Source organism: Aquitalea sp. S1-19 (assembly GCF_024343515.1).
Genome location: NZ_RJTZ01000016.1, coordinates 13659 through 28513, shown reverse-complemented (window position 1 = coordinate 28513; position 14855 = coordinate 13659). Strand labels below are relative to the sequence as shown.

The window sequence follows — 14855 nt, the reverse complement described above, 5'->3', positions numbered from 1 at the left end:
GTCCGGATTTAGCCCAGTTGGGACGTGCAGTGCGGGCAGCGACTGGCTTTTAAAGGAATACTGCTCAGGCAATAAGGGCAGTCTTGCGTGGTTGCGGGTGCTTCAGCCTGAACTTCTTCACGTTTCAGGCGGTTGACGACTTTGACCAGCATAAAAATGGCAAAGGCGACAATGGTAAAGCTGACCATTGCATTAATGAACAGGCCGACATTGAGTGTGACGGCTCCGGCATCTTTGGCTGCAGCAAGCGAAACATAAGGGCCTGCCAGTTTGCTGCCTTGCTTGAGGACGAGAAACAAATTGGAAAAATCGATATTGCCCAGCAAGATGCCGATTGGCGGCATGATGATGTCGTCAACTAGCGATTTAACAATGGTGCCGAACGCGCCACCAATAACCACTGCAATCGCAAGGTCTAATACATTGCCACGTACGGCAAAATCACGAAACTCTTTCAAAATGGACATGCCGCGACCTCTTTATGATACAGGGGGGAGATGACATCTTAGTACTAAGGGTAATCAATTTTTTTGTTACATGCTATTTTTTTGCTGCATCAAGGCGTGCATGGTGTAAATGGATATGCAGGGGGGGCTTGTGTTTGTGGGTGGATCTGGAAGTCTGGTGCAGGCATGAAAAAAGCCGAACGTTTTATCGTCCGGCTTTTTTTAATTCTGGCTCCCCGAGCAGGGCTCGAACCTGCGACCTGCGGATTAACAGTCCGTCGCTCTACCAACTGAGCTATCAGGGAATTGCTGAGGCACGAACTATACCTTGGTCGTTTTTTGGCGTCAACCCCACGGGCGAATTTGTTTGGCCGGACTGTCGTGATGCATGCATTTGGCGGATTGAAATTTCCGAGTTTGTCCTAAATTACCAGTCATTGAGCCTCTATAAAGAGGGGGCTTGCCAACAGCACGGTAAATGATATGAACGCAATGGTAAAACAGTGGCTGGCGCAAAATGGTGCGGTGTTCAACGAGGAGGGCACGCTGGCGGTGGCCGATACGACAGCCGCCTGGCAGGGGCTGTCACAAGGGGCTGTGTTTGCGCCGCTGGCTGATTTTGCCGTGTTGAATGTATCCGGTGAAGATGCCGAAGCCTTCCTGCAGGGGCAGCTGTCGAATGATGTGCGCGAGTTGAATGGAGCGAATGTACAGTTCACGACTTACTCAACGGCAAAAGGGAGAATGCTGGCCAATTTTCTGATGTGGAAGGATAAGGGGGCATATCGCTTATTGCTGCCGCTGGATCTGTCTGCTGCCATTATAAAAAGGCTGCGCATGTTTGTGATGCGCTCCAAGGTGAGTATTGAGCTGGCCGATTGCATGCCAGCTTTGTTATCAGGCCCATTGGCTGCCGATGCGCTCGCTGGCGCCGGTTTTTCTGTCGGCTCTGATGAGATGAGGCTGCATGCTGTGAATGGCGGTGTGGTCGTGACCCTGCCGTTTCCATCTTATTTGCTGGTGCTTGAGTCGGATGATGTTTCGATGCAATGGCAAAAGCTAATGTCTTATTGCGCACTGGGTGGGCATGATATCGTTAATTTAGCCTTTGTCCGATCCGGTTTTGCCTGGGTCGTTGCGGCAACTCAGGAGGCATTTGTGCCGCAAATGGCTAATATGGAACTTGTTTCAGCGATCAACTTTCGTAAAGGCTGTTATCCAGGGCAGGAAATCGTTGCCCGCATGCAATATTTAGGCAAGACCAAACGCCGTTTATACCGGGTTGAAGCCGATGAAGGTGGATTACTGGTAGGGGACGAGGTGTTTGCGCTAGGGGATGCTGAGCATTCGCTGGGGGTAGTGGCGGCTGTTGCGACGCTGGAAAGTGGCAAGCAGGAGGCATTGGTTGTGATGCTGATCTCCGCTTGGGATAATAAGGTTTGCGCTGGGCGTAATTCAGCGTTGTTGCATTGTTTGACCTTGCCTTATGTCGTTCCTGATATTATTTAAATATATGGCAGCTAACCGGCTGTCAGTATTGTTGACGTAATAAGTAAAAATAGCTAACTTGTAAAAGCTACAAATAAACAATAGGCGCTCACCATGCAAATCGAAACACTGTCTTACCCTGAACTTCTCCAGCTGAAATCCGATGTTGAGTCGGAGATTGCCAAGCGCGAGCAAGAAGAGAAGTCCAAGGCACGCAAGCAAATTCTAGAAATCGCCCGCACTTATGGACTAAGTGTCGAAGAAGTACTGAGCAAGTCGGTCAGCGTACGCAAGCCAGTTGAGGCCAAATATTGCCATCCTGACCACCCTGATATGACCTGGACAGGTCGTGGCCGCAAGCCGGTATGGGTCGTCGAGTTGCTGGCAGCAGGAAAGACGCTGGCAGATCTGGCTATCTGATCTGTGCTTTGAGTTCAGAAAAAGCCGCGATTTGTTCGCGGCTTTTTTACTGATGAATGTTCTATTGCAAAGAGTGTGACGGGGTATACTTGAAAAGCATTCAGGGTCGGGTTGTGTTGCGGCCAAAGCTACCATGCCAATACTAATGAGATGCACATAGTGATGAGCAGGCTTGATTTTCTTTCTTTTGGTGCCGGCAAGAAAAACCCGGCAGGTCCCTTTTCCGATGGGAAAAATGCCGCACAGTGGTTGCAGCAGCAACTCGATGAGCATGGTGCTGCTGCGCATGAAATATTGTGTGATGAACTGGCGCGCTTCAATGAGGCTGGGCAGGCTCACCAGCATGATGCCGACACCTTGGAGGCTCTGCTGGTATTGAACCGTTTGTCCCAGCCCTTGCAATCACAGTTGCGCACTCAGTATTTGATGAGTGCCCGCATGCCCAAAGTGATGGAGTCACAACTGCGCAATCAGATGTTGCGCTATAGCCAGCTGTTTTGTACCGCTTATCAGCGTTTTCTCGTCATTGAGATGAAGGACGATGAAGGCATTCGGGCATTATTGCCGGAGGCTATGGCGTGCATGATGCATTATCAGGCAGAGCATGCTTTGTGGCTGTATTTTCGCCATTTCTCGCCGGACAAGGTGTTCTGGACAAATGTGCATCAGCTATACCGGCTGGCAGAGACGCGTGGCATGGCTATTGCGCCAGTCTTGCTATTCGGTCAAGAGACTGGGACGACAGTTCAGGATCAATACCTGGTGCTGTTGTTGGTATCCTTGCTTGGTAGTGGAAATTTGCAGCCTCGGCAGATCAATATGGCCTATATGCTGGCACAGCGCTTAAGCAGTTATGTCAGTCTGGTTGCCGAAAATACGGGCGAGCTTAGTTTTTGCGTGAATCTTGCCGTAGGCTTGCCGCCTGCCCGTCCTTCTATACCCAATGTTCCGACAATGCGTTACTGGGGAACTTCTGCGCTGATTGAGCAGGTCAATACCTGGCTGATTATGCTCGATAGCAGCCGGATGCCGGAGGTGCTTAAATCTCTGCGGGAACCCGGTCTGGATGCGGCTTTATTGCGCTATTTGCAGCGTGAGTGGGCATCACAGCCTTATCGTTTTGAGCGTGCCGAGCGTTTGCCGGTCACCGGGAAAATGCTGGAGCTCGCTTACCGCCTGCCCTTGTTGCATAAACTGGTACGCGAACCCGACGAGAAAAAACATGCCAGCGAAACGGCTTCGTCTTCCGACGAGATGGCTGAGATCCGGATTTATGGTTTTGTTACCAGCCGCAGCAGACCTTCTGCATCGGTTAGCCGGGAAGGTGCAGAGGCGAAAGAAGTCCTGCCACAGTGTCTCGTTGACAATCAAAGTACAAGCGGCTTAGGCGTTTCTCTGGCCACTATAGGCAATGAGTGGGTTTCTATTGGTGGTTTACTTGGTTTTCGCAGTGGAAGCGAGGCTTCATGGAGCCTGGGTATCATGCGCCGGATCAACCGGCCGACCGCCGAAAAAATATATCTTGGGGTAGAAATCCTGTCAGAACGTCCGGTTGCCGCTTCTCTCCGGCCGGAGGGTGGGGGAATGCCCGAGTTACCGGCTGAGCGAATGTGGTTGGGCGGGGAGACGGCTCTGTTTGTGCCTTGTATTCGTGAGGGGCGCAAGATAAATGCGATGGTGCTTGCCATATCTTCGTATTCGCTGGGAAAGCAGTTTTATATGACTGCGCGTGGCAAGCATTTTTTGGTGGCACTGGGCAAAGTGCAGGAGCGGGGAAGCGACTGGTGCTTATGCGAGATCGAGTTGATCAGGCAGGTTGAAGCGCTGCCTTAAGTTTTTTACCGGAAAACATTGCCGCCCTGAATAGAGCAGGTCGGGCCGGCTTGGTCAGGAAATCTGCTTGCCTTATGGCAGGCAGATTTCATTTGGACCTCTGATTTGATTAGTATGCGCTGAGGTAGGCATCAGCCGGGTATAGCGCGCTCTCCATGCCGCTATGCGAGCGGAAGGTTACTTCGACCCGGCGGCCAGCGGGCTGGACATTTACCACTTCGAAGTGCTGGATATCGCCATTATCTTTGTGTTCGCTGATCCGGAAGCCGGCTTTCAGTTCGCTGATTTTCATCATCATAATAATATTTTCTTTCTTGTCGGATTTCCTGCCATCCGGCTTATGCCGGATTTGCCGATTATCTGTGACTGCCAATAGTGTCAATGTGTGGTATTCAACCGATAGCAGAAGGCCAGAGTCGGGCCTGAATTGTGTAAAGCAGGATAGTATTTATAAAAAATGGAAGCGCGTCGTGCAGACAAAGCTGCCGGACGTAAACATCAAGGAAGACCGGGAATACAATGAAGTGCCGCTAGAAAAGGGGGACTATGATGAACTGCTGGAGTCTGCTGCTTGAAATCTTGCTTGCGGCGTTTATACCGGCTTGTGTGTAGCGGGTCAAGCAGTTTTTGTCTGATAAGTTAAAGATACGGCGTTTAAACGGCCGTCCTGATGTCTGCAGAAAGATCCTTTGTGCAAACTGTTCTGATTCTGGGAGCCAGCGGCGCCGTCGGCCAGCAGATGCTGGCGCAGGCCTTGGCTCACCCCGGTATTGTCCGTGTGGTTGCCCCGACGCGGCGAGCGTTACCACCGCATCCTCATCTGGATAATCCTCTCGTTGATTTTGCCGCCTTGCCGGATAGCGCCCCATGGTGGCAGGCCGATGCCGCCCTGTGCGCGCTGGGAACAACACGCAAGCAGGCCGGTTCCGCTGCCGCCTTTTACCGGGTCGATCACGATTATGTGCTGGCGGCGGCGCGCTTGGCTTATGCCGCTGGAACGCCTGCGTTCGTGCTCAATTCCTCACTGGGCGCAGATGAAAAATCATACGGCTTGTATCTCAAGACCAAGGGCGAGACCGAACGCGACGTGAGGGCGCTGGGTTTTGCTTCGCTTACCATCGTGCGCCCCTCGCTGCTGGATGCCGGGCCGCGGCCGCAGCAACGCCGGGCAGAAGAGATCGGCCTGTGGCTGAACCGGCATCTGGCTTGCTTCGTGCCGAAAAAATGGCGTGCCATCCCTGTGGACAAGGTCGCAGCGGCCATGCTGGCTGCGGCGCTGGCAGCCAAACCCGGGGTGAGGGTGGTCGAGTCGGCCGAGATGGCGGACTAAATGGCCGCCGCCTGTCCGGTGCTTGAACGCGGCTGCTGGTCAAGCAAGGCGATAACAAGATCGCTTGCCGTCGCTGCCGCGAAGAAATGCGAGTGTTGCAACAGTCTGCCCGCCAGACCTGATTGCGTGATCCGGCTGACCTGTTCAGAGCCGATGAGCAGTACCGGTCCTCGCCATGGGCTGAGTAAGGCGGCAAGCAGGCTCAGGGCGAAGCGGAGTTTGCTGTTGCAAGGGATAAGGTGTGCCCTCGGATGTTGATAACCTTGGGCTTCGATGCTGGCGTCGGAGACAAGCTGAATTTCGAGTCTGGCTTTGGGGAACGCCTGCATGATCTGTTTGATATCGTCGGCCCAGTGGCCAAATGGCATGCTGACAAAAAGCCGGATCCGCTTTGTTGTCCGGTGCGGGGGTATCCATCGCTCAAGCCGGTTTCCTAATCTTTCGACAATATGCTTACGCGAATAAAACTGGTTGCAGTCAAGCGGAGTAGGAAGTCGTATGAGTTGGTGCAGGGTTTCCTGAAAACGGGGTAGGGCTGATGTACGGTCAGTAGCCGCTTGTGTGATCTGTGGCCATATTTCTTCGGGCTGGAATTGCGTGCGATAAATGGCGCTTAAGCGGAGCTTGCCCGCCATCGCCTCATCAATGGCATATGTGTCGCTGACGGTTTTGCCATGCTGCCGGTTCAGTGCGGCCAGTATCTGGGTTTGATGTGCGGCAGCACGGTTGACGTAAGGTACATCGTTGTATAAATAGACGGTGCATTGCAGGTGCTTGCGTTGCAGCACCTGTAGCCAGACGTCTCGCGTCAATTCGTGGTCGCTATGCCCCCCCAGTCCCAGTGGCAACCAAAGCTCTGCAAAGCTGAACCTGTCCAGTGCCGCTTCGATAAGTCCCTCCAGTTGAGTGAATTCGTTTTGGCCGGCACGATGGCTGATGAGAGCCGAAATGGCCTGAGCATGGAGGGTAAACCAGTCAGGGGGCCAAGTATCGTGATGGAGGGCATTTGGATAGCGTAGGGGCGAATCCGCCATCGACAGTGTTTCATGCCTGCCACCAATACAGCGGGCCATCAGGGCGGACTCCGCCTTGCGTAAGGCGGTGACTTCGTTCTTGCCATTCAGTTGCGGTGGGGTAAAGCCCAGTCCCGCTGTGTAGTTGCTGATGCCCACCATGGACAAAACGGTAAAGCGGCAATGCATCCGTCTTGACCACATCAGGCCGCCTACGCTGAAGGCGGCATCATCCATATGCGGCTCAATCACCAGCACCGTGCGGCGTGTTTGGGGAAAGTGTGGCTCGACACATTCGCACCAGCCTTGTGCATGAAAGCGCTGGATGCAGGCGAGTGCTCCGGGGTGACGGGCTTCAAGGCTGGCATTATCCGTTTGACCATCGATGGCCTGCCAGACACGGGCTTCTTCTTCCGTGAATTTTGCTTGCACACGAGAGAAAAAATCATGCAGGCTATTATCTGCTTTCAGTGTAAAGTTTGGGTTTTTGAATGGAATAAATGGCAATATATCGATGTTTTCCATATGATCCTATATATTATTTTCTGTATCGGTTGCCATTACTCGGTAACTAGAAGACGGAGGTAGTTGGTCAGGATAGTTTTTTGATTTCCTGAATTTATGGTTTTTTGTTGTGTTGAATATAAATTTTGTAAATCTTCCTGCTAAATAGCTGAAGCTATAGACCGATATTAGAATTTTTTTTCTTATCGGCATGGTGGCGATGAGTGTGTTTATTCTTGGGTTGGATTTGTAGTGCTTTATATTGTGGCGAATTTTATCGAATTCGCGACGATGCCATTCTTCATTTCCTCTGGCGGATAGAAGGCTTGTAAATGCCTTGGCAAATTCGTAGTACTGGATATCAGCTGCATATTCGTCAGGCGCTATATTGTTTTTGCTAAGGAATGATTTGGCAAAATGATAAGACAAAATGATATCGTAGGCGTATTTTTCAGGTGAATGGCTGATGCTGCTATTGCGCTGGTAATAATGATAGAATGCATGGTCCATTTTTATTACATTTTCAGCGTAAAAAAACGCTTGCAGGTCTACACAAAAATCTTCAGCGCTCCGTATGTATTCTGGGTAGTTGATCCCGTGTTGTATGAGCAGGTTTCGGCGGTAAAGGCGCGTGGGTGGTAGGGTATCGCATTGTAGTGATAACACATCGCGAAATCGTTGTTCGGTGGATGTGCATATTGTTTGTGATATATAAAATTCTTTTCCATCCGGATAGTTCATATAAAAGTCGGTAACGATTATGTCTGGCTTAAATTGGATGGCTATTTCTTGTAGTTTTTTTAATGCATTTTTGTCTAGCCAATCATCTCCATCTATATGCAATATATAGTCGCCTTGCGCCAGGCGAATGCCTCTGTTTCTGGCGTTTGATACGCCGCTATTTTCCTGCGTGATTATTTTTGTGCGTGAGTCAGTCCCTGCATGTTTTTGTATAATGTGTCGTGTATCATCCGTGGAGCCATCGTTGATTATGATGAGCTCAAAGTCGGATAAATCTTGCTCCAGAATGGACTGGATGCAGCGGCCGATGTATTGCGCTACGTTGTAGGCCGTCACGATTACCGAAATAGATAGTGTTTTGTTCATATATATATATATATATATACCGAAAATTTTATATTGGTATTTGATGCGTGTTATGGCCTGCAATAGTTACTGTCTCAGCATGTGGAATATCGAACCAGCAACCTGACGCAGGCTGTCAAACATTTCCGAAATTTCGAACAGTATTAAAAACCCTGTCGCGTAAAACCATTGTGGCCAGTGGCGTTCTATTTTTAATAGCGCACCGCTTGCAGCTTTGCTGGCTGGAATCCTGATGGTGAGCAATACCAGCAACACCCCGATCAGGGCACCGACCGCGAGGTCGGACGGATAATGCATGCCCAGATACAGTCGCGGCAGGCAGATAAACACGGTCGCGTGCAGGAAGGCCCAGGTGCCCAGCCTAGGGGAAATGCGGTAGATCGTGGTGGCCAAGGCAAAAGCCAGCACGGCATGGTCACTCGGGAACGAACTCCAGGTGCGCAACGCACCTTCCGTTATCGTTACAAAATGCAGGTCGGGGTTGGTGTATGGCCGGGCCCGGAAGGGCAACAGCAAGGCCATGAACCTTGCGATGAATAGTGTGGCAAGGCTGGTTAGCAGGCCTGTGAGCAGAATATTTCGTCTTGGCAACTGCTCGGGAGTGTCCGAGAACCAGAGCCAGCAAATCACCAGCACCATAGGCAGGAACTTGATAATCGCCGCATCCATGGCCCATGCGAGCAGGCTGTCGAGCTGTGGCCATCTGTGCATGAACTGGTTCAGGCCGATGACGATGCGGTTGTCCAGAGAGATCATGGTGAAAGGGACGGCGACAGACATGTTCAGACCCCCTCTGGATGGGGCTCGATTTTGAAAGCTGTTTTAGAAATATTTCATTTCAGTGTAGGTTTCTTTTGCGCTATGTCAAAAACTGGTTTTAGCGTAATGGCAAGCAGCGTGGCGGTCTGAGCAAAGCCTTGTTTGGCCCGCAGCTTTATGGTGCCTTATCCGGCTGATCCTGTCCCATCAGCCTATACTCGGTCAGCACCTGCATTTGTGGGCGCTTATAAGGAGCAGCATCATGGGCAAGATCAGACAGAGCACCAAGGAAGCCAAAAAGCCGGCGGCGATGACCGCCAAAGAAAAGAAAGCGGCCAAGGCGATCAAGAAGCATCCCTTGAGTATCGCGCCTATCATTCCGCGTTAAACCGCGTACCGCGCGCCACGCGCGGCCCTTGCCAGTTGAAGCCATGCCTGCCCGGGAGTAGCCGGAAGCCAGCATGGCTTCTGTCTTTTACGCCGTTTTGTCAACGGTGCTTTATTGGCTGAATCTGCTTACACTCACGCCCTTGTTATCGGGAGCGGGTGCATGGAAACCAAATGGCTGCAGGATTTTCTGGTACTGGCCGAGGTACGGCATTTTTCGCGTGCGGCTGCCCTGCGTCATATTACCCAGCCGGCCTTTGGCCGCCATATCCAGGCGCTGGAGCAGGCCGTCGGGCAGCAACTGGTCGATCGCACAACGACGCCAATCAGCCTGACGGCTGCCGGCCGGCAGTTTCACAGCCTGGCGCGCTCGCTGGTGATGCAGCTGGAGCAGGGGCTGGATGCACTGAACGGGGCCGATCCTGCCCTGTTTCACCCCATCCGTATCGCCTCGCCGCATGCACTGGCTTCACCCCTGCTGCTGGATTTGATTTCTCCGCCGGATGCGGCACCGTCCGGTGACGGTTTTGCCGTCGATATCATGCGGGTGGATGAAGCCGAGGCCGCGCTGACCGAGGGGCGTTGTGATTTCGTGCTGGCCTTTGATGTGCTGGCATTGCTCAAGCCGCCTTATCGCAGCCTGTTGCTGGGGGGCGGCGATTTTCTGCTGGTGTCGGCGCCCGGTGCCGATGGCCAGGCGGCTTTCAATCCCCGTGAAGAACAGGTTCCCTATCTGCGCTACAGCGCCGATGCCTATAGTGCCCGCTTGTTGCACCGGCACAATGTCGATGCGGCGCTCAGCCTGTGCCCGGTATTCGAAACCTCGATGTGCCAGCTGCTGGCCGAGATGGCGCTGCGCGGCGAGGGGGTGGCCTGGTTGCCGGATGCGCTGATTCGTCCCCAGCTTGCTGCCGGCACGCTGTGCCCCGTCGCACCGGAATGCCTGCATGTGCCGTATCAGGTACGGCTGTATCGTCAGCAAGGCCGTCTGGCCGCCGCGGCCGAAACTTTCTGGCAGCATCTGGAAACCCGCCTTGCCAGCGGCTGGCGTCTGCTGGCGCCATGGTATGAGAGCTCAGGCGAGGGCGTTTGTCAGGTAGTCGATAAAAACACGGCATTTGGGTGGCAGCCGCCGGTTGGGTAAATTCATCAGCCAGACCGTGCCCTGATACGGGCCGCTAAACGCCCATTGCGGCAAGATGGCCTGCGCGGCGCCGGATTGCAGCGCTTCATGCGCAATAAAGGATGGCAGGCAGGTAATGCCCATCCCGTCCAGCATGGCCTCCAGCCTGACTTCGCTGTGATTGCAGGCATAAGGCCCTGTTACTGCCACGCTGACTTCCTCCTCGCCCTTGCGTAACGTCCAGCTATTGTCGCCGGGCATCTCGGCCAGCAGCAGGCAGGCGTGCTTGGCCAGTTCCAGCGGGTGTCTGGGTTCGCCATGCTCAGCCAGATATGCGCTTGAGGCACACAGTTGTTGCCTGACCTGCATCAGGGGCCGCGCGACCATCGCTTCGGGCGGCGTATCACTGATAAGCAGCATCAGATCAATTTCATCCTTGACCGGGTGCGGGCTGGCGTCCTGCAGCAGCAGTTGCAGTCTGACCTGGGGGAAGCGTTGCAAGAATCCGCTCACCAGCGGGTGAAGTACCCGTCGGCCGAAGGCCTTGGGTGCACTGACGCGCAGCGTGCCGGCTGGCTGTGCCGCAGTCTGTTGTGCCAGATCAACGGCGGCTTGCGCCGAGGCCAGCATTTCTTTGCACAGCATGTAGATTTCTTTGCCGTGTTCACTCAAGCGCAATTGGCGGGTGGTGCGTTCCAGCAGTCGCATGCCCAATGCCTGTTCCAGGCGGCCAATCATACGGCTGACGGCCGATGGCGTCAGATTCAGTGTCCGTGCCGCTCCGGAAAAACTGGCGCAATCGACGACACGCACGAAAACAGCCATGTCGGGCAGGGATTCGTTCAGCTGACTGTTGTTCATGGGGAATCAATCCTGTTCCGGAGATGCTGATTATCATCCAAATGGCACACGCAGATAATCCCATTTGAATTTAAATGGGAGGCGGTAATGGCTGAAATCTTGTTGCTGATGTTGGCGCTGGTGTGGGGGACGAGTTATGGCGTCACCAAACAGGCCTTGTTATGGTTTCCGCTGCTGGGTTTTCTGACCCTCAGATTCGCGCTCACTTTCCTGCTGTTGGCGCCTGCGCTTTGGTCGGCGCTGAAAAAAGACCGCCGTGATTGCCTGCAGGCGGGCTTGCCGCTGGGGGTATTGCTGTGGGCGATCTTTGTATGCGAGACCAAGGGGGTCGCGCTGACCAGTGCTGCCAATGCGGCCTTCCTGATTAGCCTGTGTATTGTGCTGACGCCTTGGCTTGAGTGGGCTTTTACGCGGCGCAAGCCGGATGCCGGCATGGCCTTGGCGGCGCTGGTCTGTTGTCTGGGCACGTTCCTGCTGGTCGGTGGCGGGCTGGGATTCGGCGCCGGGGACGCGTGGATGCTGGCCGCCGCCATCTTGCGCGCACTGATGGTCTGCCTCAGTCAGCGCCTGCTGTCTGGCAGTCGTTTGTCTTCGCTGGCGGCGACCGGTTTGCAGACCGGTGTCGCCGCCAGCTTGTGCGCCTTGCTGTGGTGGTGGGAGGGCCAGCCTTTGCCGGCCTTGCCTGTCAATCCGGGATTCTGGCTGGCACTGGCTTACCTGGTTCTGTTCTGTACTTTGTTTGCCTTCTTTGTCCAGAATTGGGCGGTGCGCCGTTGCAGCCCCTCCCGGGTGGTGGTGCTGACAGGAAGCGAGCCCTTGTTTGGCGCTTTGTTTGCGACTGCCATGTTGGGTGAAACCCTGTCGCTTCAGGGTGCTATCGGTGGCGGATTGATCTTTATGGCGACTTTATGGGTGTCGCTGACCGGCAAGGCAAAGGCCAGGCCGGATGACAGTGCCAGGCCTGCCGTGCAGGAGGGGTAGGCGTTTTTTACGGCAGACTGGCTGTTGTCTGGCAAGGCTTGTGGAAGAGCATGGTGATGCCGATCCGGCATGGTCATACCGTTTTTGGCACTTCACATCGCCTGTGTGATCCGGACAATTGCCTTCGTCGTCCATCCTCACCGCAGACCATGAATCCCTCCTTGCTGACGCTGGCCGATTTTTACCGGGCCTTTCCCAAAGTCGAACTGCACTATCACCTGCTAGGCGGTGTGCGTCTGGCGACCATGCTGGATCTGGCACGCAAATATGGTGTCGCCCTGAGCGAGCGCGAAGCCAAGTGTTATTACCGCGCCCATCAGGCCGAAACCGGCGAAAGCCGGGGCGGTATCGATGCGCTGACCTTGCTGTACCGCCTGATGCGCGAGCCCGACGACTATGTGCGCGTATTGCGCGAGGTGGCCGCCGATGCCCACGCTTGCGGTGTGCGCTATCTGGAAACCTTCTGGAATCCGTCCGATACCGAGCTGGCTTACGAGGTGGTGACGGCGGCGCTGCTGTCGGCGATTGACCAGGTTCGGGCTGAACTGGGGCTGGTGATCCGCCTGATTCCGTCCATCAACCGTGAAAAATCGCCGGAAGAGGCGGTGGCGATGGTCGAGGCCATGCTCGCCCATCCGCATCCGGGTGTGCCGGGTATAGGCATCGATTATCGCGAGGGTAATGCGCCGATCGAGCAGTTCTGGAAGGCCTATCGTCTGGCGCAACAAGGCGGGCTGAAGCTGACCGCCCATTGTTCAGAATTTGGCCTGCACTGGCGCAATGTCGAAACCGGCGTCGAGCTGATCGGGCTGGACCGCATCGACCACGGCTACACCATTGTCGACAATCCCGCGCTGGCGGCGCGCTATGCCGCTTCGGGCATCCCGTTTACCGTGATTCCTTCCAATACCTTTTATTACCGCCAATGGCCGGATGCGCGCCAGTGGCGCGAGCAGCACCCTATCCGCCAGATGGCCAGGCTGGGCCTGTCGATTATCCCGGGCACCGACGACTGGCACATCCACGATACCGATGCCGCCAATTGCTACCGGGTGATGGTGGAGGAGTTCGGCTTCGATCTGGACAGCCTGCGCCATATGCTGGCGCTGGCTGTGCGTGCCAGCTGGATGAACGAGGCGGACAAGGCCGCGTGTGCATCCGCGTGGCTGGCCGAGTTTGATGCGCTGCGTGCCCGCCTGCAGGCCGAGCCTGTCATTCCGGCCGAACAGCTGATCCGTTACCGCCCGCGGGCAATCGACCCAATACAAGGAGAGGGCGCATGAACGCTACCCGTCAACGTATCGCACACTGGTTTGGCTTTGCCGAAAACGCGACCGGCTTCCGTCAGGAAATCATCGCCGGGCTGACCACCTTTGCCACCATGGCGTATATGGTGGCGGTGGTGCCGGGCATGCTGGCCAAGGGCGGGTTGCCGTTCGATGCGGCGCTGACCGTGACCATCCTGATGACGGTGGTCACCACGCTGGCGATGGGCATCTATACCAACCGTCCCTTTGTGCTGGGGCCGGGGCTGGGCAGCGTGGCGATCTTCTCGTTTACCCTGCTGGGCAGCGGTGTGCCGCTGCCGGTAGCCAACGGCATTGTGCTGGTCAGCGGCGTGCTGTTCATGCTGGTTTCCTTCCTCGGCGTGCGCGATTTCGTGGTGCGGGTGATTCCGCACGGGGTCAAGGTCTCGGTCGGGGTCGGTATCGGCCTGTTTATCGCGCTGCTGGGCTTCAAGCAGGCCGGCATTATCGTGGCCGATGCCAGGAAGAACGTGCTGGTGTTCGGCGACTTGCTGGCGCCGCCTACGCTATTGGCTATCGCCGGATTTTTTCTGGTGCTGTGGCTGACCACGCGCAAGGTGCGCGGCGGCATCATTCTCGCCATTGCGCTGATTACCGCGCTGGCCATCCCCTTGGGTCTGGCGCGCGTGCCGGATAGCCTGATCTCGCTGCCGGCCGACTTCAGCGCGCTGGCTTTCGATATGGATGTGATGGCGGCGTTAAGTCCGGCCTATCTGCCCTTTTTGCTGGCTTTTTTCATTCCCGACTTTTTCTCGACTCTGGGCACCTTGCTCGGGGTGGGGGCGCAGGCGGGCTATCTGGACAAGGATGGCAATCTGCCGGGCATAGACCGCAATTTCCATGTCGACTCCTGTGCCACCACCCTGGGCGCATTTTTCTCCTGCCCGGTGCTGACCACCTATGTCGAGAGTTCGGCCGGGGTGCAGGCGGGCGGGCGCACTGGTTTTACCGCGGTGGTGACGGCGTTGTGCTTTGCGCTGACGTTGTTTGTCGCGCCGCTGGCGGGCATGATCCCGGCGGCGGCGACCGCACCGGTGCTGATGTTTATCGGCATCAGCATGATGGGGTCGATTCGCAAGGTGGATTTCGATGATGTCACCGAATACCTGCCGGCCTTTGTCTGTGTCGCCATCAGCATCTTCAGCTTCAATGCCGGCAACGGTATCGCGGCGGCCATGCTGGTGTATGCCTTCCTGAAAGTGGCAGCCGGGCGCTGGCGCGAGGATCACTGGTCGGTGTATCTGATTGCGCTGCTGATGATTTACTACTTCTATATCGTGGCGCAGCATTAACAGC

General features: G+C 55.1%; 15 protein-coding genes and 1 tRNA gene. 9 read left to right on the top strand and 7 right to left on the bottom strand.

Annotated features, from left to right (window positions below):
• Window positions 1-8 precede the first annotated feature (8 nt).
• Both mscL and EGI20_RS04180 read right to left on the bottom strand, forming a co-directional pair.
• A complete protein-coding gene (gene mscL / locus EGI20_RS04185) occupies window positions 9-467 on the bottom strand; it encodes a large conductance mechanosensitive channel protein MscL (RefSeq protein WP_124736553.1) in 459 nt (152 codons plus the stop codon).
• A 208-nt stretch (window positions 468-675) separates the two neighbouring features.
• Window positions 676-751: transfer RNA gene (locus tag EGI20_RS04180), tRNA-Asn, on the bottom strand.
• Between the two features lie 178 nt (window positions 752-929).
• Here EGI20_RS04180 and ygfZ point away from each other — a divergent pair.
• From ygfZ to EGI20_RS04165, 3 genes are all read left to right on the top strand, one after another.
• The gene (gene ygfZ / locus EGI20_RS04175; RefSeq protein ID WP_498629883.1) at window positions 930-1955 is read left to right on the top strand and encodes a CAF17-like 4Fe-4S cluster assembly/insertion protein YgfZ; all 1026 of its coding nucleotides are present in this window, start codon (window positions 930-932) and stop codon (window positions 1953-1955) included.
• 93 nt (window positions 1956-2048) lie between these two features.
• Window positions 2049-2354 (top strand): H-NS histone family protein, encoded by a 306-nt coding sequence (locus EGI20_RS04170; RefSeq protein ID WP_498629881.1) that lies wholly within the window; start codon window positions 2049-2051, stop codon window positions 2352-2354.
• Between the two features lie 162 nt (window positions 2355-2516).
• Complete coding sequence (locus EGI20_RS04165) at window positions 2517-4187, top strand: cyclic-di-GMP receptor FimW-related protein (protein WP_498629879.1); 1671 nt, start codon at window positions 2517-2519, stop codon at window positions 4185-4187.
• A 109-nt stretch (window positions 4188-4296) separates the two neighbouring features.
• On the opposite strand, the gene EGI20_RS04160 is transcribed toward EGI20_RS04165, so the two are convergent.
• Window positions 4297-4485: a hypothetical protein gene (locus EGI20_RS04160; RefSeq protein WP_235930096.1), complete on the bottom strand. Its 189-nt coding sequence runs from the start codon at window positions 4483-4485 to the stop codon at window positions 4297-4299.
• A 393-nt stretch (window positions 4486-4878) separates the two neighbouring features.
• On the opposite strand from EGI20_RS04160, the gene EGI20_RS04155 reads away from it, so the two are divergent.
• The gene (locus EGI20_RS04155) at window positions 4879-5517 is read left to right on the top strand and encodes an NAD(P)H-binding protein (RefSeq protein WP_498629877.1); all 639 of its coding nucleotides are present in this window, start codon (window positions 4879-4881) and stop codon (window positions 5515-5517) included.
• On the opposite strand, the gene EGI20_RS04150 is transcribed toward EGI20_RS04155, so the two are convergent.
• The 3 genes from EGI20_RS04150 to EGI20_RS04140 form a co-directional block, all read right to left on the bottom strand.
• Entirely contained in the window at window positions 5514-7055 is a 1542-nt protein-coding gene (locus tag EGI20_RS04150) for a PIG-L deacetylase family protein (protein ID WP_498629875.1), read from the bottom strand. The genes EGI20_RS04155 and EGI20_RS04150 overlap by 4 nt on opposite strands.
• Before the next feature lie 6 nt (window positions 7056-7061).
• Window positions 7062-8141 carry a glycosyltransferase family 2 protein gene (locus EGI20_RS04145; protein WP_498629873.1) on the bottom strand — a complete coding sequence of 360 codons (1080 nt, stop codon included), beginning with the start codon at window positions 8139-8141 and terminating at the stop codon, window positions 7062-7064.
• A gap of 66 nt (window positions 8142-8207) precedes the next feature.
• Window positions 8208-8921 (bottom strand): phosphatase PAP2 family protein, encoded by a 714-nt coding sequence (locus EGI20_RS04140; RefSeq protein WP_498629871.1) that lies wholly within the window; start codon window positions 8919-8921, stop codon window positions 8208-8210.
• A 241-nt stretch (window positions 8922-9162) separates the two neighbouring features.
• Here EGI20_RS04140 and EGI20_RS04135 point away from each other — a divergent pair, with 241 nt between their 5' ends.
• Window positions 9163-9288, top strand: coding sequence for a hypothetical protein (locus EGI20_RS04135; RefSeq protein ID WP_268890998.1), 126 nt, complete (start codon window positions 9163-9165; stop codon window positions 9286-9288).
• Window positions 9289-9450: 162 nt separating this feature from the next.
• Window positions 9451-10431: a LysR family transcriptional regulator gene (locus tag EGI20_RS04130; protein WP_498629869.1), complete on the top strand. Its 981-nt coding sequence runs from the start codon at window positions 9451-9453 to the stop codon at window positions 10429-10431.
• On the opposite strand, the gene EGI20_RS04125 is transcribed toward EGI20_RS04130, so the two are convergent.
• Window positions 10363-11271: a LysR family transcriptional regulator gene (locus EGI20_RS04125; protein ID WP_498629867.1), complete on the bottom strand. Its 909-nt coding sequence runs from the start codon at window positions 11269-11271 to the stop codon at window positions 10363-10365. The genes EGI20_RS04130 and EGI20_RS04125 overlap by 69 nt on opposite strands.
• 87 nt (window positions 11272-11358) lie before the next feature.
• On the opposite strand from EGI20_RS04125, the gene EGI20_RS04120 reads away from it, so the two are divergent.
• From EGI20_RS04120 to EGI20_RS04110, 3 genes are all read left to right on the top strand, one after another.
• The gene (locus tag EGI20_RS04120; protein ID WP_498629866.1) at window positions 11359-12252 is read left to right on the top strand and encodes a DMT family transporter; all 894 of its coding nucleotides are present in this window, start codon (window positions 11359-11361) and stop codon (window positions 12250-12252) included.
• A 149-nt stretch (window positions 12253-12401) separates the two neighbouring features.
• On the top strand, window positions 12402-13535 hold the full coding sequence (locus EGI20_RS04115) for an adenosine deaminase family protein (RefSeq protein WP_498629864.1): 1134 nt from the start codon (window positions 12402-12404) through the stop codon (window positions 13533-13535).
• Window positions 13532-14851, top strand: coding sequence for an NCS2 family permease (locus tag EGI20_RS04110; protein ID WP_498629862.1), 1320 nt, complete (start codon window positions 13532-13534; stop codon window positions 14849-14851). Before EGI20_RS04115 ends, EGI20_RS04110 begins: the two co-directional genes overlap by 4 nt.
• Window positions 14852-14855 lie beyond the last annotated feature (4 nt).